The sequence below is a fragment of the Gordonia sp. PvP123 genome (assembly GCF_040547295.1).
GTDB lineage: Bacteria > Actinomycetota > Actinomycetes > Mycobacteriales > Mycobacteriaceae > Gordonia > Gordonia terrae.
In genome coordinates this window covers 48,534-68,919 of record NZ_JBEPPN010000004.1, presented here as the reverse complement: position 1 = coordinate 68,919, position 20,386 = coordinate 48,534, and the positions used below count along the sequence as shown (strand labels likewise).

The window sequence follows — 20,386 nt, the reverse complement described above, 5'->3', positions numbered from 1 at the left end:
CCGTACTCATCGACGGTGTGGGCGACCGGCTGCCAACGCAGCGCGGGTGGTCACACCGTCAACGGCGAGTGCGACAACAACAGTCGGCGACACGACAGAAGTCGATCGCCCGGCGTCGTGTGAGCAGATACTCACGGCGCTGCTGCATGCCCACGAGGGTACAACAGAGTCGATCGGGCCCCCAACGGCCGGGGTCCTTTGGCGCCCGCATCCCCGACAACCGTCTGAACTGCTCAGAGTCTGTTCGGGTGACCGTCAGAAGCGGTCGGGTCGGACCGCGGCCGGGCCGGAATCGCCGACCAGCTGGACGTCCCCGCCGAAACTCTCCGCGCGCTCGGCCGCGACGTCCCAGGCCATGGGCAGTCGGGGGAGGGTCATGCTGAACCGGTCGAGAACCGCGGCGCGCATGTCGGGCGCGATCTCGGCCTCGACGTGGCGTTCGGGGCCGGTGTAGAAGCCGGTGGCCCGGATGTCCAGTGCGCCGTCGACCACGCCGAGGTCGACGGACACGCTCACGCGCACCTTCGGTCCGTCGTAGGCCGACGCCGACGGTGGCTCGGCGGGATCGAGTCCGTCGCCCGGCGGCAGCGCGACGGTGCCGGTGAACACGACGCCGCTGGTGCGGCTGACGGTGCCGTCCTGAGGGCCGCCCGCACCGGCCTTGCCGTCCGGCCCTGGCGTGCTCACGGTGAGGTCGACGATGCGCAGATACCGCGCCAGGGTGACGGCGTCGAGGCGGGTGTAGGCCGAGATCGAGCTGGTGTGGAGAACATCACTCGCGGTAAAACCGCTGCCGTCGGCGACGTCGAACGGGCCGAGAGCGGCCCCCAACTCGCCGCGGCAGACGCCGCGGGCGGGCTCACAGCCGGCAAGCTCGACGCCCCGTGCGGCGATGGTGGCGCCCGCGAAGTGGCCGGCGGACGACTGGGAGGTGAACGGGAACCCGGCGATGGTGACCTCGGGATCGACAGTCACGCGGGGGGATTGGGCGATGGCGCGGGAGAGCTGGTGTTCACCGCGGACTGCGGCCGCGACGTCGACGCCGACCGCGACCCCCGTTGCGGCGAGCGCGGCGACAACGCCGATGACAAGCACTTTCCGGATGCGCGGCATGCTCGGCCGATCACCCTCCCCGTCGTCGTCATCCGGCGGTCGAGGTCGCCTTGTTAACAGCCAACCGCCCCGGTGGCGCTATTCTGTCACCTATCCCGCACACGTTGGTAAGGCGGCGTAAACAATCGCCGAGCGCAGGTGTGGGTGGCGTTCACGTCGTGGTGAGCGATCTGGATGGTCCGGGACGGGGACGAACGAGATCGGAGTGCTGGGTGGATCTCTTGTTGTTGACGGCCGACCCGAATCCGGAGTCGGTCTTGCCGTCGCTGTCGCTGCTCGCGCATACGGTACGGACCGCTCCGACCGAGGTGTCGTCACTCATGGAGGCGGGCAACGCCGATGTCGCGCTGGTCGACGCGCGCGCCGACCTCGCGGCGGCTCGCGGACTGTGCCGTCTGCTGGGCAGCACCGGCTCCTCGGTGCCGGTCGCGGCGGTGCTGACCGAGGGTGGGCTGGTCGCGGTCAACGCGGACTGGGGCATCGACGAATTCCTGCTGCCGGGTACCGGCCCGGCCGAGCTCGACGCCCGGCTGCGCCTGCTCGTGGTGCGTACCCGCGGGGTCGCTGCGGAGGAGTCCTCGGGCAAGGTCACGCTGGGTGAACTCGTCATCGACGAGGGGACCTACACCGCGCGCCTGCGCGGACGTCCGCTCGACCTGACCTACAAGGAGTTCGAACTCCTGAAGTACCTGGCGCAGAACGCCGGTCGCGTGTTCACCAGGGCTCAGCTGCTGCAGGAGGTCTGGGGGTACGACTTCTTCGGCGGCACCCGCACCGTCGACGTGCACGTCCGGCGCCTCCGCGCCAAGCTGGGCAGCGAGCACGAGTCGCTGATCGGCACCGTGCGCAACGTCGGGTACAAGGCAGTACGCCCGACGCGCGGTCGCGCGGCCGCGGCGGCGGACACCGACCTGTCCGACGACGAGCCTGCGGGACCGGCCGGGTCCGGCCCCGACGACTTCGACGGTGCCCTGGATGGTCCCGACCCCTTCGACGAGGAGTTCAGTGCAAGCGCCGGGAACTGATCGCATCCAGATCCATCAGGGCGCGCTGCCCGACGACGTGGCGGACTTCGCTCGTCGTCTGGTCCGCGACGCGACCACGGCCGACGGCGTCGCACCGCTGTCGGAAGGTGCGGTCACGGCGATCGACGCCCCCGACGGGTCGCCGACCGTCCATGTCTGGTCAGGAGCGGGTTACGCCGTCATCGTCCCGGGCCGTGACGGTGAGCCTGCGATGATCGAGGCGGTCGTCGACCCGGCGCATCGGCGTGAGGGGCGCGGCCGGAGGTTGCTCGATGCGGCGTTCGGTGCCGCACCCGTTCCCGAGTCGGGGGCCGGCGTGCGGGTGTGGGCGCACGGCGACCTGCCCGGTGCGGTGGCGCTCGCGGCATCGATGGGCCTGACGAAGCGCCGTGAGCTCCTGCAGTTGCGCCGTCCGGTGGGGGCAGGTCACGAACTCCCCGAACTGGTCGTCGACCCGACCGTCGAGCTGCGGACCTATGCCGGGTCGTCCGACGACGCCGAGATCCTGCGCGTGAACAACGCCGCCTTCGACTGGCATCCCGAGCAGGGCGGCTGGTCGCCGGAGCAGATCCGGGAACGGGTCGAGGCCGACTCTTTCGACCCGGAAGGTCTGTTCCTCGCCGTCGACCGTGCCGGCGATGACGACACCGGCAGGCTCCTCGGCTTCCACTGGACCAAGCGGCACGATGCCGATCTCGGTGAGGTCTACATCGTCGGGGTCGATCCCGCCGCTCAGGGGCGCGGGCTCGGCCGTCTGCTGACGCTTGCCGGACTGCATCACCTTGCGCGCGCGGGAGTCTCGGAGATCAACCTCTACGTCGAGGGCGACAACACCGCCGCGCTGCACACCTACGAGCGCCTCGGGTTCACCCGATACGCCGTCGACGTCGCCTACGGCTGAGTCTCACGCGCCTCGACGTCCGAGGGCGGAACCGATGGCATCGATGACGTCGCCGATGTGCGGTTCGCGAACCACGGACAGATGATTGCAGTCGAGGCGGAGGACGTCGACGTCACCGGTCACGATGTGGCGCCGCCAGATCGACGGTTCGTCGCGGTTCTCGCTGCCCTGCACCACCAGGACCCGCCCCGAATACGGCCGCGGACGATGCAGCCGCGCGACGCGGACGCCGAGCTCCTCGAGAGCCTGCGCGTCGGCCGTCGGCGAGGTCTTCACCACGCCCGCGAGGGGAACGCGAATACGTCGTCGCCACAGCTCTTTCCGTGGAAGCGGCTCGTACACGGGGGTGGTGCTGAGGGATGGATCGGCACGCTTGGCGCGAAGGAGGACGCGCGGCGGGACGAATGTGTCCACCACGACGACCAGATCGACACGATGCCCGTCGGACTCGAGGCGCCGTGCGGTCTCCAGGGCGATGAACCCGCCCAGTGAGTGGCCGACGAGGACATAGGGTCCGTCGGGTTGGAGTCGGCGGAGGTCGCGGAGATGCCGGCGGACGGCGGCGTTGACCGTCCAGTCCGGGACCCCGCGGGTGTCCAGGCCGTGCGGCGCGAACGCGTACACCGGTCCGGCGTCGTCGAGTTCACCGATACGGTCGGCGAACGGCACGAAGGTGAGAGCCGAGGCGCCCGCACCGGTGAAACAGAAGACAGGCCAACCCGGGCCCCGGCGCAGCGGGATCGTCGTCGGCGCAAGACGGATGCCCGGCCGGGTCCGCGAACCGGTGCCCGACCCGCCGGTGCGGTCGGCGATGATCGTCGCGAGCTCTGCAACGGTCGGCGCGGAGGCCATGTCGGACTGGGTGAGCGATGCGCCGTGGGATGAGTTCAGGCTCACCATGATCTGCTGAATCGTCAACGAATCCGCGCCCAGCGCATAGATGTTCTCGTTCCGACCGACGACGTCCAGCGCGAGTTCACGCGCCCAGGTCGCGGCGACGGACGATTCGAGCTCGCCTGCCACCGGCTCGATGTGCCGTCGGGGTTCGGGCAGGGCCGTGCGATCGACCTTGCCGCGGGCGTTGCGGGGCAGGTCGGACAGTTCGACGATGTGCGTCGGGACCATCCACGGCGGCAGCGCATCCCGCAGGCGGGCACGCAGGGCGGCGGTCGGCGGTGTGCGCCGGCTGCCTTCGGGGACCACGTAGGCGATCAGTTCCACTGTCGCGGAGGGGGTCTCGCGCGCGATCACGACGGCCTCGGAGAGGTCGCCCTCGCGTAGGAGTGCGGCGCTGACCTCGGCCGGCTCGACGAGGTAACCACGGATCTTCACCGCGTCGTCGGCACGCCCGAGCAGGATCAGGTCGTCGCCGTCGAACCGTCCCTTGTCGCCGGAATGGAACGTCCGCACGCCGTCGTCGTCGACCGAGAACCGGCCGGCGTCGCCCGCGGGGTCGAGATAACCGAGAGCGATGTAGCGCGACGAGATCGACACCCGACCGGACGGGTCGATCGTCACCGTCTTGTGGAGCGCCGGGGTGCCCGCGGGCAGCGGCCCGGTTCGGGCGGGATCGCCGGCGCGGACGTCGAAGTGCCCGATCGCATAGGTCTCCGACGAACCGGCCCAGTTGGTGACGGTCGCCTGTGGTGCCAACGCGAGTGTGGCGGTGGCAGTTTCACCGGTGAGCGGTTCGCCGGTGGTGATGATCCGCTGCACTGTCGCCCACGCAGGGTGCACTGCGCCCGACGCGCCGGCGCGAACGAGCGAGCGCAGCAGCGACGGGGTGAGGAAGACGGTGTGGATCTCGTCTGCCGCGATCATGTCGAGCAAATCGGTCGACGTACCCTGCCGCGGATCGGCGACGAGGACATCGCAACCGCTCAGCAGTGAGCCCATCAACACATTGAGACCGCCGCCGAAACTGATCGGCATGCACAAGGCGACGCGCAGGCGGTGTGCGAGCCCGAAACGCGCTCGCATAAACATCGAGTCGCACAACCATATCGCGCCCGGTTGCAGCACACCCTTCGGGGTTCCGGTGGAACCCGACGTGAACTGGATGTTGGTGACCTCGAAGGCCGTGTCGGTCGGGAGGAGTGGGGCCCCGCCGGTATCGGACGGGATGGCCGCATCCGATGCCGATGGAACGTCGACGAGGACGTCGGTCGTCGCCGCGACCATGAGTCCGAGTCGATTTCCGCAGTCGCGCAGCCTGTCCAGGTGATCGTCATCGGCGATGGCCAGGCCCGGTGGCCGGCCATGGGTGCGCAGCGAGGCGAGGATGGCGTCGATCCGGTCCGCGGGCAGCGCCGTGTCGAGCGTGACCAGAGGTCGCCGCGTCAGGACGATGCCGAGGACCACGGCGACGGTGTCCGGGGACAGGCCGAGCTGAACGACCACCGGACCCCGCTCGCCGGGTTGCAGCTCGTGGATCCGTCCGGCGACACCACGCGCGGTGTCGAGGAGCGCGCGATAGCTGATCTCGGTGCCCTGCAATCGGAGCGCGATCGCGTCCCCGAAACGGTCGGCGGCCGCCGCGAACGCATGCGCCAGCCCGCCGGCCAGCTCGGGCTGGGCGGTGCCGGACTCGGTCGCGGGGAACGCGGCGACGAGGCCACGAGTGGAGTCGATGGTCATGGTGTGGTCGTCCTCGCCGAGAGCTCGGCAGCAGTGGGGGCGGGGGTCAAGGCCTGGCGGATGAGCCGGAGACCGGGAACGAGCAGCAGGATCACGACGGCGACGTTGGCCGTGAGATAGACGTAACCGACGCCGATGATGCCCCAGTGGTCGGCGCCGAAGACGATGCCGCACAGCACGATCACACCGAACACGCCCTGCACGCCGACGGCGAGGCGGAGCTTGCGGCGGACACGGGCGAGCGCCGTGTAGATCGTCACGAACGACACGGTCGGCAGGGTCAGCGCCATGAGACGGATCAGATCGGTGCCCTCGTCGGCGTATTGGGGTCCCATGATCGCGAGAATCCAGGGCGCGGTGACGAACAGGACGACGCCGCCGATGACCCCGGCGCCACCGCACAGGGTCATGAACCGGATCGTTGCCGACCGGAGATCGGCATCGGGCTCCGCGGCCTTGGCCACGAAGGGCGCCGACGTTGCGTGCAGGAGGATCGCCGCGGTGTTCACGACGAGCCAGCAGATCGAGAAGTAGGCGTTCATCTCGGTTCCCAGGCGAGCGACGATCACGAGCGGCACGATGAGGGGCACGACCACCCCGACGGCCGTGATCCCCAGTGAGCCGGCATAGAACTGGGCGATCTCGCCCGGCCGCGGAAGTGTGCCCGGGCCGGTCATCGAGCGGGCGGTACGACGGATCGCGCTCAGGCCGACCCACGCCGCGATCACCGCCGCGGGCAGGACCCAGGCCCAGAAGACGGCGAATCCGGTGGCAACCGGGATGAACGCCGTCACCAGGACCAGTTTGATGGTCGACTGTGAGATGTTCTTCGTGGCAACGGTTCGCGAGCGGCCCAGGCCGATGAGGGTCTGATCCTGGATGGCGAATATCCCCAGCACGGCCACGAAGAGCGGGAACAGCCAGGTTTCCCACGGGCTCATGAACAGGGAGTCCACCGGCCCGAGAAAGACGAAACCGAGTCCGAGTAGGAGTGCGGCACCGATGATCACGAGGCGCCCCGACGCGATGATCCGGGGCGCGTTGCCCCCTGCGACAGGGAGAAAGCGTTCGTAGAGGCTGCCGATGCTGAGGTTCGACAGGGTGGCCAGCAGGGTCGCCGAGGTGATGAGCGCGGACGCCCGACCCACCTCGGCGGTGGTGTAGCCACGTGCGGCGATGGTCCAGAAGACGAATCCGAGGACGCCGGTCGCGAGACTCGACGTCATGACGGCCATGATGTTGAGGCCCACGCCCGTCTGGTCGCCGAGGAGCCCTCCGGTGTTCCTGGTGAATCTCCTCGGCCGGACGCGCCGCCGGGTGACGGATTCCGCCGGTGTCTCGATCGGTCGAGGAGATCGTCGAGACGGCGTGTGCGCGTCGAACACTGACTTCTCCGATCGTGATCCGGCGGACGGTGAATCTGGCGGGACGCGCGGATCCGAGATGAGGGTAGCCTATCCTGAAGTTGGCTTTCCTCTCAGTGGTGTCAAATGACGCGCGAGGCGGATGGCGCGCAGATCTCACGGGGGCCATCGCTCGTACCGATCCGACTGCGCGAGTCCGTTTTAGGCGGTTCATATGAAGCTGATCACAAAGTAAGAGCAGCCTAACCTTACTGGTTATGCTTCACTCGCTGAGCGTCGTGGGGGGCGCTTCATGACTCATGATGATGCGATTCGCGCTGGAGGTATGGTGACCGACTTGATCGACGCTGGGAACGGCACGGGGGGTGCAGATCCGGCGGTGCTCGACGACATGACCGAGTTCGAGAACGAACTCGACGTCCACCCATCGGATGGCGTGGAAACGGGGGAGCGGGTCGCGGAGATCGCCGGCATCGGCGACGTCTCCGCGGCCGAGGTCGTCGAGACCGCGAGACCTACTGTCACCGTGGTCATCCCGACCCGCAACGAGGCGCTCAATCTGCCGTATGTGGCCGAGCGGATGCCGCCCGTGGACCAGATCGTCGTCGTCGACGGCGCGTCGGTGGACGGGACCGTCGACGTCGCGCGGACGTTGTGGCCCGATGCGGTGATCGTCTCGCAGACCCGTTCCGGCAAGGGAAACGCGCTCGCCTGCGGCTTCGAGGTGGCGACCGGTGACATCATCGTCATGATCGACGCCGACGGCTCCACGGACCCCGCCGAGATCCCCGACTTCGTCGGTGCGCTCGTGGCCGGCTCCGACCTGGCGAAGGGCAGCCGCTTCTCCCTGGGTGGACACAGCGACGACATCACCGCCTTCCGCCGTGCCGGCAACAAGGGCCTGAACTGGCTCGTGAACCGGATCTTCGCCACGTCATTCGCCGATCTCTGCTACGGCTACAACGCATTCTGGCGCCGGCATCTCGAGGTCCTCGACCTTCCGCTGACCGATGTCGACGAACCACAGTGGGGCGACGGGTTCGAGATCGAGACGATCATCAACGTGCGCATGGCGCGGAGTGGTCTGACGATCCGCGAGGTCGGCAGCCGCGAGTCCAAGCGAATCCACGGACGCAGCAACCTCAACGCCCTGACCGACGGTGTGCGCGTCCTCCGGACCATCGGTTTCGAGCGTCGCCTCCACCGCGACCACAAGGCGTCGGCTCTCCGCTGAGCGGACCGAGAGCGCCTCTGCCGCAACGGAGGACACCCCGCGTGACGAACGCCGGTGACCGTGAGGTCGCCGGCGTTCGGCGTCGGGAGCAGTGATCCTGTCGAGCCCTTCGCTTGTGCTCCTTGCACCTCAGGTGGCGGAGGGGGCGCTCTTCTCAGCTCAGGGGGCGGAGGGGTCGCGCTGGGGTTCGAAGACGAAGATCGCGGTCTCGCCGTCCTCGTGGACCATGCGCCACCCCGGCGCAACCCGAAGAGCGGCTTCGAGTTCGGCCGCCGCGTCGGGCCGGTACGTCCCGTAGTAGGCGGAGATCCGGCGCGACTGCTCGGTGAAGGTGACGTAGGTCGGCATGTCGGACTGGTCGACCTTCCAGAAGAGGTCACCGAGCTGTTCTGGACTGGGGAACGTCATCCGGTCGCCCGCGAGGTCGAAACTGAGCGGGTAGTCGAAGTAGGGGTTCGCCAACGTCATCGGCGCGTAGTTGCCGTTCGTCCGGGTGGGCATGCCCGCCGGATGCAGTGAGATGAACCGGGTTCCGGGTTCGGCGTTCTCCGTGATGATGTCGATCGCCTCGTACTGTGCGCGGGTCTCGACGATCAGCGGCCACAGCGCCACATAGGAATACATGCCGGCGAGGGTCGTCGCGCAGACGAGTACGGCGGCGCCGGCGGCCCGCAACCGGGCCCCGGCACCCCGCGAGAAGCCGGTGAGCAACCAGACCAGGGTCGGTGCGATCAGCAGCGCACAACCGAGGAGCCCATAGAGATAGACGCGGAAGATCGCCTCGCCGCCATAGCTCTGGCCCAGCAACAGGGCGAGAGCGGAGAACGCGAGCACAGCGAGGGTGAGCCAATGTGCGCGCCTGCGGCGCCGGCCGATCAGCGCGCAGACGCCGGCCGACACCACGACCCCCGCCGACAATCCACGGCACACCATCGAGGTGGTCTCCTTGGCGGGCACGCCGGCCATGGTGAAGTTGCTGGCCGCGTTGTCGATCGGGTTGCCGCCCGACAAGATGCCGTACGGGGCAACCGCTTCCAGATTGGCCAGCAGATAGGCACCGGCGATGGCGACCATGATGGCCACCGCCCACCACGGTCGCACCCGGCGCAGGATGACCAGGAGGATGCCCGCCCCGAGTACCCAGAACGGTGTCAGCTGATGACTCGGCACGATCGCCGCGAACGGGATGATCGCCAGGACTGCGGCGCGCGGGGTGCGTCGCGACGCCAACAGGAGGGCGATCGCGCCATAGGCCAGCACGAGCGCCCATGCCTGGGGTGCGAAGTAGTCTTGACCGACCCAGTTGACCGTTTCGACGAGGAAAGCCGTTGTCAGCGCGACGATGCGACTCATCGACAGGGTGCGCGCCGTGGCGTAGACGATGACCGCGAGGAGTACGTGGACGACCGTCGCGAAGAGATGCGCCAGCACCATCGGATCCAGTCCCGCCACGTCGCAGAACCAGGCCCCGACCACGAAGAAGGCGGGCCACTGGGCGTAGATGTCGGTACCGCTCTGGGTGAGGGTGCCGGTGTCCTGGATGTAGTCGACGACCGCGAGGTGTTTGTATGTCCAGTCGTAGAGCGGCATCTCGGTGCCGAGCCAGGTGGTCACGCGGCTGACGACGATCGAGGTCCCGATGGTGACCACGAGCCCGGCGGAGCTCCGGGTGGCGATCGCGACGACGGCAGCGGCCGCGGTCAGCAGGGTCGCCGGGATGAGCAGGCGTCCGCTGCCGGAGAACAGCAGACCGTAGTAGCTCGCGTCGACGCCCGGGAGCGTCGGCACGGCGATCGCCCACAACGTCAGCGCCGCAACGCAGAACGCAACGGACACACGGAACCCGGTCGACCGGAGGCCGGGACTGCGGAACGCGGTGGCCCCGCGGCCGGTGAGTCGGGTCCGTAGCTCCCGGAGGTCGGGGGTCGGCGCGTGCGTCCGTCGACGAAACGCGATGCCCGACGCCAGCACCGCCGCGCTGCCGACCACCAGGAGGACTGTCGGCTGCCACCACGACGCCCAGATGGCGGCGATGGTGACCAGGGTGGTGAGCGCCAGGCCGAGCGTCGGTACGGCGGCGAGTCGGGTGCGCCGCGGGAGTTCCACCCAGGTGCACACGGCGGCACCGGGTCCACAGATCACGAAGAAGCCCACCGACAATGCGCTGAGCACCGACGGCAGCGGCAGCGCACCGACGAGTCCGGCGATCGCGGCGACGACGCTCAGGGTCGCCACCGACCCCGAGCGGCCGGCCGTCGCCGTGGTCACAGCGCCGGCGTCGGAGGGGCGCGACGGTGCGGCCTCCGCGGCGGCAGTCACGCGGATCCCTTCGCCAGCGGCTCGGCGCGACGGCCACGAAGGCGCTCGCGAACCAGCGCAATGGGTCCGCCGACGACCGACAGCACCTCGCGCCGGCCTGCCCGGGCCGCGACACCGTCGGCGATGGCCGCCGGTGGTCTGGTGATCGCGCCATAGGCGACACCGGCTTTCGCGACAGCGCGCGACCGACGCCGGAGCACGCGCAGGGCGAGTGCGAGATGGTGTCGGTCGGTGGCGACCTTGGTCAGCCACGCACCGAGTCCGACGCCGTAACCCCGCGACTGCTCCAGCAAGGCGTCGTCGGTGCTGCGATGCCGGTGCCAGATGATCGAATCCGGCTCGTTGGCCAGCGCGTGGCCCGCCGTCAGGATTCGGAAGAACATGTCGATGTCCTCGCCACCCCGTGTCCGGGTCCCGGCCCCGAGCGCCTCGTCGAACCCGCCCAGCGACAGCGCGATGTCCCGGCGGATCGCGAAATTGGCACCCGTGCCGTAGACCCCGATCTGGAAGGGGAACAGCGGCAGATCCGATGGTGGCTCGGCGAGTGAGAAGACCCGAGCCCGCATCGAATCCGCCCACGACACCCGCCAGTCGAAGTAGACCTGCGACCGAGTCCGCAGTTCTCCGCTCGGCACCATGCCGCACACGCATGCGATCTCCGGCGACCGGGCGAAACCCTGGGCCAGCCCCAGCAGCCACCCGGTGTCGGCGACGACGTCGTCGTCGGTGAAGGCCACCAGGTCGTGAGCGGTGGCGAGCAGGCCGGCGTTGCGTGCGTTGGACAATCCCGCGACCGGCTCGGTCACGATCCGGATCCGCGGGTCGTCGAGCGACTCGACGACCTGTCGAGTGCCGTCGGTGCGGGGCGCGTTGTCGACGACGACCACCTCGTAGTCGGGGTAGTCCAGTCGTTGCAGTGACTGCAGCGCATCGGCCAGCATGCCGGGGCGCTCGTGCGTGCAGACGACGACGCTGATCGGCGGTAGTGAGGCGCGCGAAGGCGGCTCGGGCAGTGCGTACGGTGCGACCGGGACCTGCACCAGGCCGTCGTCGATCGGTGCGTCGACGAACCGGATGGGTACGGAGCCGTGTCGGAGGAGAACCCGTGCGCGCCGATAACCCGTGGCGTCCGATGGGACGCAGGTGACCGACCCGTCGGGCGCCGATCCGGGAGTCCGGTCGCCGTCGGCGATCTCGGTGACATCGAGTGTCCCGACCCAGGTGGCACCCGCCCATTCGGGGGCGCCCTCGAGCGGCATCGCGGGATTCAGCGGAACCGGGGCCGGATCGGTGGTGTCCTCCGCCGCGTCGTGGACATAGTCGGTTGTCACGGTGCGGTCACCCGTACCCAGTCGATGAGCATGGTGTTCTCCGCGGGTGTCGTGTCGTCGGTCGGTCCGGGCCAGTTGCCCCCGACGGCGAGATTGAGCAGTAGGTGGAAGGGCTGGTCGAGGACCCAGCGTGCGTCCGGCGCGAGATCCCCGGGTTCGACGACGAACAGCCGCTGGTCGTCGATCCCGCTCTCGATCCGGCCCGGGAGCTTGTTCAGCCAGTAGGTGCGGAAGGTCGAGGCCAGCGGCCCGGCGGGGACGCCCGACCTCGAGATGTTCTGTCCCCGTTCCGAGGACGTCTGCGGTACGTGGACCCCGGTGTGGAATTCCGGTGCCTGATTGAGCGTCTCGATGATGTCGATCTCACCGGCCGCGGGCCACCCGACCTCGTCGATGTCGTCGCCGAGCATCCAGAACGCGGGGTGCAGACCGGTGCCGGCGGGTACGGCGATGCGGGCACTGATCCGGCCGTAGGTGACCGAGAGCCGATCCTTCGTCGACAATCTCGCCGAGGTGTAGCCGTCCGGTCCCCGGCGCGCGGTGATGGCCAGGTGTCCCTCGCCGTCGATCCGGGCGTTGGCGGACGAGTCGGTGTAGACCTGCGACTCGTCGTTGCCCCAGCCACCGCCGCCGGTCATCATCTGCCAAGGGCTGCCCGGTGCGCGCGCGGGGCCGTCGAACTCGTCGACGAAGATCACCTCGGGTCCGGTGTCGGGCTCGGCCAGGACGGTCGGTACCGAACACGCGGACACCGCCGTCGCCACCGCCGCACCCATCGACGCGAGCAGCCTGCCGGGCCTCATCGGGACACACCTCGTCCGCGGCCGGCGAGCCCGAAAGCGTATCCGGCGCAGGTGAGCACGAAACCGGCGACGAGTGCGCCGACCCGACTCGGGGTCCGACGATGTCGCCAGACCCCCGCGGGCAGCACCCTGGTGCTGTACCTCCGCTCGCTCGCCAGGGCCTCGCCGCTGCCGGCCAGTTCCGACAGGATCGCCTTCGAACGCCCCTCCTGGTAGCACCGACGGGCGAAGTAGCCGAACCGGGCGCGGTCGTCGGTCACCGTATGTGTGACTCCGAAAGCCGTGTCGCGCACGATCTTCGACGACGGGTCCCGGCGCCGCAGGTCGATGCCCATGAGGGTTTCCTCGCACCCGGCGGGCAACGTGCCCTGTCGACCGAGTCGCGTCGAGAAACCACCGATGTCGATCAAGGCGGCCCGGCGGACGGCCATGGCGGCGCCGATCGGGTTGCGGATCGGCGCGCCGTCACCCGGAAGTCCTCGGTAATCGCAGCCGACCACCCACCCGAACTCCTCGGGGAACCATCGGGGCGCGGGGGAGTCCCACTGTGCCACAACGGCTCCGCCCACTGCCACGACGTCGGGGTCCGAGCATCGGGTTCGGACGGCCGCCAGTGCGCTCGGGGCCGGACACGCGTCGTCGTCGATGAAGACGACGACGTCTCCGCCCGCAGCGGCCGCGCCGGAGTTGCGCGCATCCGACAGCCCGCGGGCTCCGGTGTTGGCGCACACGATCGCGTCGGGATGGGCGGCTGCCAGGTCCGCGCGCAGGGATTCGTTGTGATCGACGACGACGAGGAGTTCGTCCTTGGGACCGAGTTGCGCTCGAACTTCGTCGATCGCGGTGTCGAGCGATCGACGCCGACGCTCGGTGTAACAGCAGATGATGACCGACAGCGTCGGTTCGGTGCGCGCCGCGGCGTCGAGAACGGGGATGCCCGGTGCGGGGGTCATCGGGTCGGCCGCTGGTTCGGCAGGGTGGGAGGACAGCACGTTTCGGCCTTCGATAGCTCGGATCAGGTGGAGTTCACGGGTGGGACGGGGGACCGGTGGACGTCAGGGCACCCCGACGATCCGCGCGGCGTGCCCGGCGACGGCTTCCATCGCCGCGCGAATGCGTGCCGGGTCGAAGACGTCGTCGCGGAAGGCAGCGGTCATGGAGATCCCGCCCCCCACGAAACCGGTCGTCACCGTGATCCCGGCTGCCGACGGCGGTGTGGCCACGGCGATGACCGCGGCGCGGGCGGGGTCGGACCACTGCCAGCCGCGCTCGCGGCCGGGGAGGTGGCCGACGCTCGAATGCAGCAGTTCGGCACGGACCTCACCCTCGGCCGGGACGTGGATGTGTTGACCCGGCGACGCCGACCGGTGGCTGTGGCGACGCAGCGTTTTGATTGTGGCGACGGCCAGGTTGGCCGTCGGACGTCCCATCCGGGCCGATGCGGTCATCGCGCGTTGCAGCGCGGGGGCCGATGTCGTGTGATCAACCGGAAAGCTCAGTCCGGCAGAGAAGTTGGCGTAGGTGCGCACCCGGGCGGGTAGGGAGGTGCGGACGTCGAAGGGCAGTGTGACCATCGGGTCCAGCCGGACGCCGGCCTCGGTCAGTGCCTCGACCAGGGCGACCGTACAGACGGCGAAGAGTCCCGTTTCCGGCATCGACGACGTCCGCGCGGCGCGGATGGCGTCCACGTCGGGGGCCGCGATGTGGACATTCGCCGCCACCGGCCGCCGTGGTGGGACCGGACGGTTCGTGAACGCCGACTCGGCGGGTTCGCGGTGCGACCGGAAGCGCAGGAGCGAGGCGACCCGGCGCGGGTCGGCCACGGTGAGTGCGGAGGCGACCAGCAGGGGTGAGACCGCCGGACCCCGGCGAGGCAGTGTCGACGGGTCGACCGCGCCCACGATGACGTCGACGATCAGGTTGAGCAGGGTGAGGTCGCCGAGTCCGTGGTCGTAGTCCAGCGCGAGGTGGTCGCCCGCCAGCACGATCCGTATCGGCCTGTGCGGCAACGCGTACAGCGCCTCGAACAGGCGGGCCGGGTCCGTGCCCGGCGCGGGGGGCGGTGCGTCGGCGACCGAGTCGGCCGCTGCATCGGGATCGAACACCCAGTCCCGTCGATGGGGCGAGGGCAGGAGTCCGACGCGGGTGTGCGGGCCCAACCGCGCCAGGCGCACGATCCGCTCGGCTGCCACGGCGCGGGACGGAAGGTCGAGTGGGCCGATCGCCAATGCCGCTCGGTTGTGCCCGTGCAGCAGGTCGATCGCCGCGCAGCGGAAACGCGGAAGCGTGCCGGGTCGGGGTGCCGCGGGGTCGACGTGCCGGGGGGTCGAAGGCGGGGTGGGTGAGGGTGTGGCCATGAGTACGATCCGCAGAACTATAGCAAGGCTTGCCTAAGTCTCGATTGTCGGGTTACGCAGATCACGTACGATCGCCTCCGGGCAGGTAGCACCCCGTCTGCCTTGGCCAGTTCACCCGCAGTTCATCTTTTGTAGGGGATCAGTCCACCGCGCCCCCATAGCTTTCCAATCGGACACTCCGGACCCGACGCCAGTCGGCGCGGAGAACGCGAACGGAAAGGCAACACCAGCGGTGAAAATCAATCGGAACGGCGCCCTTGCGTCGGTGTCGGCGATTGCGGCACTGACCCTCGTGACGGCGTGCGGTGGGGGAAGCGAACAGACGGTCAGCGGCGAGGGCTCGACCGCGCAGCAGAAGGCCATGGAGCACTTCAGCCAGGTCCTGACCGACAACACCGACATCGTGCTCGACTACACCGGCAGCGGCTCGGGCGATGGCATCAAGAAGTTCATCGCGGGCGACGTCGACTTCGCCGGCTCGGACTCGGCCCTCAAGGACGACGAGGTCACCGACGCCACCGCGCGCTGCAACGGCAACGCCCCGTGGCACCTGCCGCTCGTCGTCGGCCCGGTCGCGGTCGCCTACAACCTCGACGGCGTCGAGGACCTCAAGCTCAACCCGAGCGTCATCGCACAGATCTTCAACGGCAAGATCACCAGCTGGAACGACCCGGCCATCGCGGCGCTGAACCCGGGCGTGCAGCTGCCCGCGACCGACATCGTCCCGGTCTACCGTTCGGACAGCTCGGGCACCACCGACAACTTCCAGCGCTTCCTGGAGAACTCGGCTCCCGCCGACTGGCCGTACGAGCACAGCAAGGAATTCGCTCCCAAGGGCGTCGGTTCCGGTGCTTCGAAGTCGACCGGCGTCGGCGACACCGTCAAGAAGACCCCCGGCTCGATCACCTACGTCGAGTGGGGCTTCGCCACCGAGAACGACCTCGGCGTCGCCCAGGTCGACTTCGGTGCCGGCCCGGTCGCCCTGAACGCCGAGAGCGCGGGCAACGCGCTCGAGTCGCTGGCCTTCAAGGATCCGGCAAGCAAGGACCTCGTCGTCGACACCGACGCCCTGTTCGCCTCCAAGGCCCCGGGCGCCTACCCGCTGCTGCTCACCCCGTACTCGATCGTCTGCTCGGCAGGCTACGAGGACGAGGCCACCAGCCAGACGCTGAAGGACGCCTTCACCGCGGTCCTGAACGACGGCCAGGCCGGCCTCGAGGAGATCGGCTACGTGCCGGTCCCCGACGCCTTCAAGGCCAAGCTGCAGGGAACCATCGACTCGCTGTCCGGTGGGTCCGGGAACGCCTGATCAACCCCATCTGATCGCGTGCGCGGGGCCGCTTCGGTTGCGGCCCCGCGCACGTGGTTGACACACTGACACGACATTTCGCGTGTCCACGAGACGGCGGGAAGTGCCCCAATGACCAGAGCCGAATCACAAGAAGGACGCATGACCTCGCTGAGCAAAGAGGGTGGCGCGATCCCGCCGGACACCGGCGAACGCCAGACCCCCGGGTCATCGCCCGACCAACCCGAATCCTCGCTCCACGCAGCCGCACATCATCGCGTGGCCGACCGGGTGTTCCGCACCCTCGCCGTCGGCTCGGGCTTCGTGGTCTCCATCGTCATCGCGCTGATCGCGCTCTTCCTCCTCGCGCAGGCGATCCCGTCGCTGGCCAAGAACGAGGAGAACTTCTTCACCTACACGGGTCAGTGGATCACCAGCGGAGATCAGCTCGCCTTCGGCATCCCGCAGCTGTTCTACGCCACGGTCGTGGTCTCGGTGATCGCGCTGCTGATCGCCATGCCCGTCGCGCTCGGCATCTCCATCTTCCTGACCGAGTACGCACCGAAGCGGTTAGTCGGCCCGATCACCTACACGGTCGACCTCCTCGCCGCGGTGCCCTCGATCGTCTACGGCCTCTGGGGCATCCTCGTCCTCGGTCCCGCTCTGGTCCCGGTCAACGAGTGGCTGGTCGGGAACCTCGGCTTCCTGCCGTTCTTCCAGCAGCCCACCCAGGTCGCCAACATGAGCACCGGCGGAACGCTGCTGACCGCGGGGATCGTGCTCGCGGTCATGATCCTGCCGATCATCACCGCGGTGACCCGCGAGGTCTTCATGCAGACCCCGAAGGGCCACCGGGAGGCCGCGCTGGCACTGGGCGCCACCAAGTTCGAGGTCGTGAAGGTCGCGGTGCTGCCCTTCGGGTTCTCCGGATACATCTCCGGGTCGATGCTCGGCCTGGGCCGCGCACTCGGTGAGACGATGGCCCTGCTGCTCATCATCTCGACCGTCGGACCCATGAACTTCAACCTCATGGAGAGCGGCGAGACCTTCGCGACGAAGATCGCCAACAACGCCGCCGAGTTCGACTCCCCGGCCAAGACCGGCGCCTACATCTCCGCCGGCCTCACCCTGTTCGTCCTGACCTTCATCGTCAACGCCGCCGCCCGCGCGGTCGTCGCCGGAAAGAAGTGACCATGTCTGTGACCACGACAACTTCCGCGGCCGACCCGGTCAAGAAGCCCTCCGGCTTCACCCCGATGTCCGGGCGCAGGCGTTTCACCGACGGGGCCGTGCGCGCCGCCGTGATCGCCGCCCTTCTGCTGGCGCTGGTTCCCCTGCTCTGGCTGGTGTTCACCCTGGTGTCGCGCGGTATCGAGACGATCGTCGACATCGACTGGTGGACTCAGGCCGAGCGGCGCGGCGGGGCGGCAAACGCGATCGTCGGCACCCTGATGCAGACCGCGCTCGCCGCGGTCATCTCCATCCCGCTGGGCATCTTCGTCGCCATCTACCTGGTGGAGTACGCGACCAAGAAGTCGCTGCTGGCGCGGGTCACCACCTTCATGGTCGACATCCTCTCCGGTGTTCCGTCGATCGTCGCCGCTCTCTTCGTCTATGCGGTGTGGCGGACCACGCTCGGACTTCCCCGGTCGGGCTTCGTGGTGGCCATCGCGCTGGTGCTGCTGATGGTTCCGCTCGTGGTGCGTGCCACGGAGGAGATGTTGAAGATCGTGCCGCAGGACCTTCGGGAGGCGTCGTACGCGCTGGGCATCCCGAAGTGGAAGACCATCGTGAAGATCGTTCTCCCGACGGCGCTGTCGGGCATCGTCACCGGCGTCATGCTGGCCATCGCCCGCGTGATGGGCGAATCGGCACCGGTGCTGATCCTCGTCGGTGCCACCCGGGCGATGAACTGGAATCCCTTCGACGGCAACCAGCAGTCACTGCCACTGATGATGGTGCAGCAGTACAACAACGGACCGGGCGCGTTCGACCAGGTGTGGGGCGCGGCACTGACACTGGTGATTCTCGTCGCCATCGTCTACTTCGGTGCCAAGGCGGTGTCGAAGCTCTTCGCCCCCAAGACCTCCTGACCTCCTCACCCTTCTCGGGTCATCTTTTCCAGAACGGACCACTGCCATGGCCAAGCGCCTCGACATCAAAGACCTGAACATCTACTACGGCGATTTCCACGCGGTCAAGGACGTCACCCTCGAGGTCCCGCCGCGTTGCATCACCGCCTTCATCGGCCCGTCGGGCTGTGGCAAGTCGACGGTGCTGCGAACCCTCAACCGCATGCATGAGGTGACCCCGGGTGCGTACGCCAAGGGGAGCGTGCTCCTCGACGGCGAGGACATCTACGGCAAGACCGTCGACCCGGTCAGCGTGCGTGCGACCATCGGCATGGTGTTCCAGCGGCCGAACCCGTTCCCGACCATGTCGATCCGCGACAACGTCGTCGCCGGTCTGCGCCTGCAGGGCGTGCGGAACCGTTCCCAGCTCGACGACGTCGCCGAGAAGAGCCTGCGCGGCGCGAACCTCTGGGAAGAGGTCAAGGACCGTCTGGACAAGCCGGGCGGCGGACTGTCGGGTGGGCAGCAGCAGCGTCTGTGCATCGCCCGCGCGATCGCGGTCTCGCCCGACGTCCTGCTCATGGACGAGCCGTGTTCGGCGCTCGACCCGATCTCCACGCTGGCCATCGAGGATCTGATGGGTGAACTCAAGAAGGAGTACACCATCGTCATCGTGACCCACAACATGCAGCAGGCGGCTCGCGTCAGCGATCAGACCGCGTTCTTCAACCTCGAGGCAGTCGGCCAGCCCGGCCAGCTCGTCGAGATCAACGACACCGAGACGATGTTCTCCAACCCGACGAAGAAGGAGACCGAGGACTACATCTCGGGCCGCTTCGGCTAGAAACCCACGCGAGACCGACAAAGCCCGCTCACCCATCCGGGGAGCGGGCTTCGTCGTGCGTCACATGTTGAGCAGCAGGATCGCCAGCAGGGCGACCAGCGATGCGGTCACACCCAGATACGCGAGTATCTTGCGGCGGTGGGCGGCAGCCTCGGCGTCCTCGTCGGTCACCGCATTGAAATCGGGCTCGGTCGGATAGTGCTGGGCCATGACCGCCACCCTAACGACGACCTCGGCGCGTGTGAAATCTCGCCGGCCTCACTTCGGGCACAGTTCTTCACGAACGTGAAAAGAGGCCGAGTTCAGTGTCGGAAACTGAATTCTCAGCCTCTTTCGGTGTGGTCCTCTGCTCGACGATCCGCGGCGAGCGAGGGAAATCACCCCACGCTCTGGAACTGCTCCGGGGTCTTGCCGGTCGCGGTGAACACGACGCGACGGCCGATCAGGACTGCGTGGTCGGCGAATCGCTCGTAGTAGCGGCCGAGCAGCGTGACGTCGACAGCGGCCGCGACGCCGTGCTTCCACTCGCGGTCCATGAGGACGGTGAAGAGATGGCGGTGGAGGTCGTCCATCGCGTCGTCGTCCTCCTGGAGGCGGAGGGCGGCCTGCGGGTCGCTGGTGACCAGGACCTCGTGCGCGTTCTTCGCCAGCGTCACCGCCAGGCGGCCCATCTCGGCGAAGTAACCGTTGACCTCTTCGGGCAGCGCCTTCGCCGGGTGGCGACGACGGGCGACCTTCGCGACGTGCAGCGCCAGGGCGCCCATCCGGTCGGCGTCGGCGACGATCTGGAATCCGCTGACGACTCCGCGCAGATCGCCGGCGACCGGCGCCTGCAACGCGAGTAGCGCGAAGGACTGTTCCTCGGCGCGGGCCGTCAGCTGGCTCATCCGGTCGGTGTCCCCGATGACCTCTTCGGCGATGGCGAGATCGGCCTGCAGCAGTGCCTGCGTGGCGCGCGCCATCGCGGTGCCGGCGAGCTCGCACATCTCACCCAATACCGAGGTCAAGGCCTCGAGTTGCTCTTGGTAGGCGGTACGCATGTTGCCAGGATACGTGCGTGATCGCACGGGACCGACTCCGACCGATGAACGTGCGGTG

Annotated in this window: 17 protein-coding genes; 7 read left to right on the top strand and 10 right to left on the bottom strand. The window is 68.6% G+C overall.

The genetic code is table 11. The annotated features are described in order from the left end of the window. Positions 1-255: 255 nt before the first annotated feature. On the bottom strand, positions 256-1,113 hold the full coding sequence (locus ABIC25_RS08155; protein WP_354560886.1) for an LmeA family phospholipid-binding protein: 858 nt from the start codon (positions 1,111-1,113) through the stop codon (positions 256-258). Positions 1,114-1,325: 212 nt separating this feature from the next. Here ABIC25_RS08155 and ABIC25_RS08150 point away from each other — a divergent pair, with 212 nt between their 5' ends. Together ABIC25_RS08150 and mshD are read left to right on the top strand one after the other, a co-directional pair. Next, positions 1,326-2,138 (top strand): winged helix-turn-helix domain-containing protein, encoded by an 813-nt coding sequence (locus ABIC25_RS08150; protein WP_354560885.1) that lies wholly within the window; start codon positions 1,326-1,328, stop codon positions 2,136-2,138. After that, entirely contained in the window at positions 2,119-3,039 is a 921-nt protein-coding gene (gene mshD, locus ABIC25_RS08145) for a mycothiol synthase (protein WP_354560883.1), read from the top strand. Before ABIC25_RS08150 ends, mshD begins: the two co-directional genes overlap by 20 nt. Before the next feature lie 3 nt (positions 3,040-3,042). Here the strand turns inward: mshD and ABIC25_RS08140 are convergent, their stop codons facing one another. Together ABIC25_RS08140 and ABIC25_RS08135 are read right to left on the bottom strand one after the other, a co-directional pair. Continuing rightward, a complete protein-coding gene (locus ABIC25_RS08140; protein WP_354560881.1) occupies positions 3,043-5,676 on the bottom strand; it encodes an alpha/beta fold hydrolase in 2,634 nt (877 codons plus the stop codon). Next, entirely contained in the window at positions 5,673-6,926 is a 1,254-nt protein-coding gene (locus ABIC25_RS08135; RefSeq protein ID WP_064569796.1) for a lipopolysaccharide biosynthesis protein, read from the bottom strand. The genes ABIC25_RS08140 and ABIC25_RS08135 overlap by 4 nt, the downstream gene beginning before the upstream one ends. Positions 6,927-7,365: 439 nt before the next feature. Between ABIC25_RS08135 and ABIC25_RS08130 the strand changes: the two genes are divergently transcribed. Next, positions 7,366-8,274 (top strand): glycosyltransferase family 2 protein, encoded by a 909-nt coding sequence (locus tag ABIC25_RS08130; protein WP_033205054.1) that lies wholly within the window; start codon positions 7,366-7,368, stop codon positions 8,272-8,274. A gap of 159 nt (positions 8,275-8,433) precedes the next feature. On the opposite strand, the gene ABIC25_RS08125 is transcribed toward ABIC25_RS08130, so the two are convergent. The 5 genes from ABIC25_RS08125 to ABIC25_RS08105 form a co-directional block, all read right to left on the bottom strand. Further along, positions 8,434-10,593: a putative glycosyltransferase family protein gene (locus tag ABIC25_RS08125; RefSeq protein ID WP_354560880.1), complete on the bottom strand. Its 2,160-nt coding sequence runs from the start codon at positions 10,591-10,593 to the stop codon at positions 8,434-8,436. Beyond that, positions 10,590-11,924 carry a glycosyltransferase family 2 protein gene (locus ABIC25_RS08120; RefSeq protein ID WP_354560878.1) on the bottom strand — a complete coding sequence of 445 codons (1,335 nt, stop codon included), beginning with the start codon at positions 11,922-11,924 and terminating at the stop codon, positions 10,590-10,592. The genes ABIC25_RS08125 and ABIC25_RS08120 overlap by 4 nt, the downstream gene beginning before the upstream one ends. Further along, positions 11,921-12,700, bottom strand: a complete 780-nt coding sequence (locus ABIC25_RS08115; protein WP_354561287.1) for a glycoside hydrolase family 16 protein — start codon at positions 12,698-12,700, stop codon at positions 11,921-11,923. The genes ABIC25_RS08120 and ABIC25_RS08115 overlap by 4 nt, the downstream gene beginning before the upstream one ends. Positions 12,701-12,723: 23 nt before the next feature. After that, positions 12,724-13,719 carry a glycosyltransferase family 2 protein gene (locus ABIC25_RS08110; RefSeq protein WP_354560876.1) on the bottom strand — a complete coding sequence of 332 codons (996 nt, stop codon included), beginning with the start codon at positions 13,717-13,719 and terminating at the stop codon, positions 12,724-12,726. A gap of 63 nt (positions 13,720-13,782) precedes the next feature. Further along, positions 13,783-15,084, bottom strand: a complete 1,302-nt coding sequence (locus tag ABIC25_RS08105; protein WP_354560875.1) for a hypothetical protein — start codon at positions 15,082-15,084, stop codon at positions 13,783-13,785. A gap of 232 nt (positions 15,085-15,316) precedes the next feature. On the opposite strand from ABIC25_RS08105, the gene pstS reads away from it, so the two are divergent. The 4 genes from pstS (at position 15,317) to pstB (ending at position 19,288) form a co-directional block, all read left to right on the top strand. After that, positions 15,317-16,393: a phosphate ABC transporter substrate-binding protein PstS gene (pstS, locus tag ABIC25_RS08100; RefSeq protein WP_354560873.1), complete on the top strand. Its 1,077-nt coding sequence runs from the start codon at positions 15,317-15,319 to the stop codon at positions 16,391-16,393. A 141-nt stretch (positions 16,394-16,534) separates the two neighbouring features. Continuing rightward, a complete protein-coding gene (pstC, locus tag ABIC25_RS08095) occupies positions 16,535-17,563 on the top strand; it encodes a phosphate ABC transporter permease subunit PstC (RefSeq protein WP_354560872.1) in 1,029 nt (342 codons plus the stop codon). A gap of 2 nt (positions 17,564-17,565) precedes the next feature. Then, positions 17,566-18,465: a phosphate ABC transporter permease PstA gene (pstA, locus tag ABIC25_RS08090; RefSeq protein ID WP_004022009.1), complete on the top strand. Its 900-nt coding sequence runs from the start codon at positions 17,566-17,568 to the stop codon at positions 18,463-18,465. Between the two features lie 46 nt (positions 18,466-18,511). Further along, a complete protein-coding gene (gene pstB / locus ABIC25_RS08085; protein WP_004022008.1) occupies positions 18,512-19,288 on the top strand; it encodes a phosphate ABC transporter ATP-binding protein PstB in 777 nt (258 codons plus the stop codon). 60 nt (positions 19,289-19,348) lie between these two features. Here pstB and ABIC25_RS08080 read toward each other — a convergent pair whose 3' ends face one another. Together ABIC25_RS08080 and phoU are read right to left on the bottom strand one after the other, a co-directional pair. After that, a complete protein-coding gene (locus ABIC25_RS08080) occupies positions 19,349-19,498 on the bottom strand; it encodes a hypothetical protein (protein WP_004022007.1) in 150 nt (49 codons plus the stop codon). Between the two features lie 167 nt (positions 19,499-19,665). Then, positions 19,666-20,328 carry a phosphate signaling complex protein PhoU gene (gene phoU / locus ABIC25_RS08075; protein ID WP_004022006.1) on the bottom strand — a complete coding sequence of 221 codons (663 nt, stop codon included), beginning with the start codon at positions 20,326-20,328 and terminating at the stop codon, positions 19,666-19,668. Positions 20,329-20,386 lie beyond the last annotated feature (58 nt).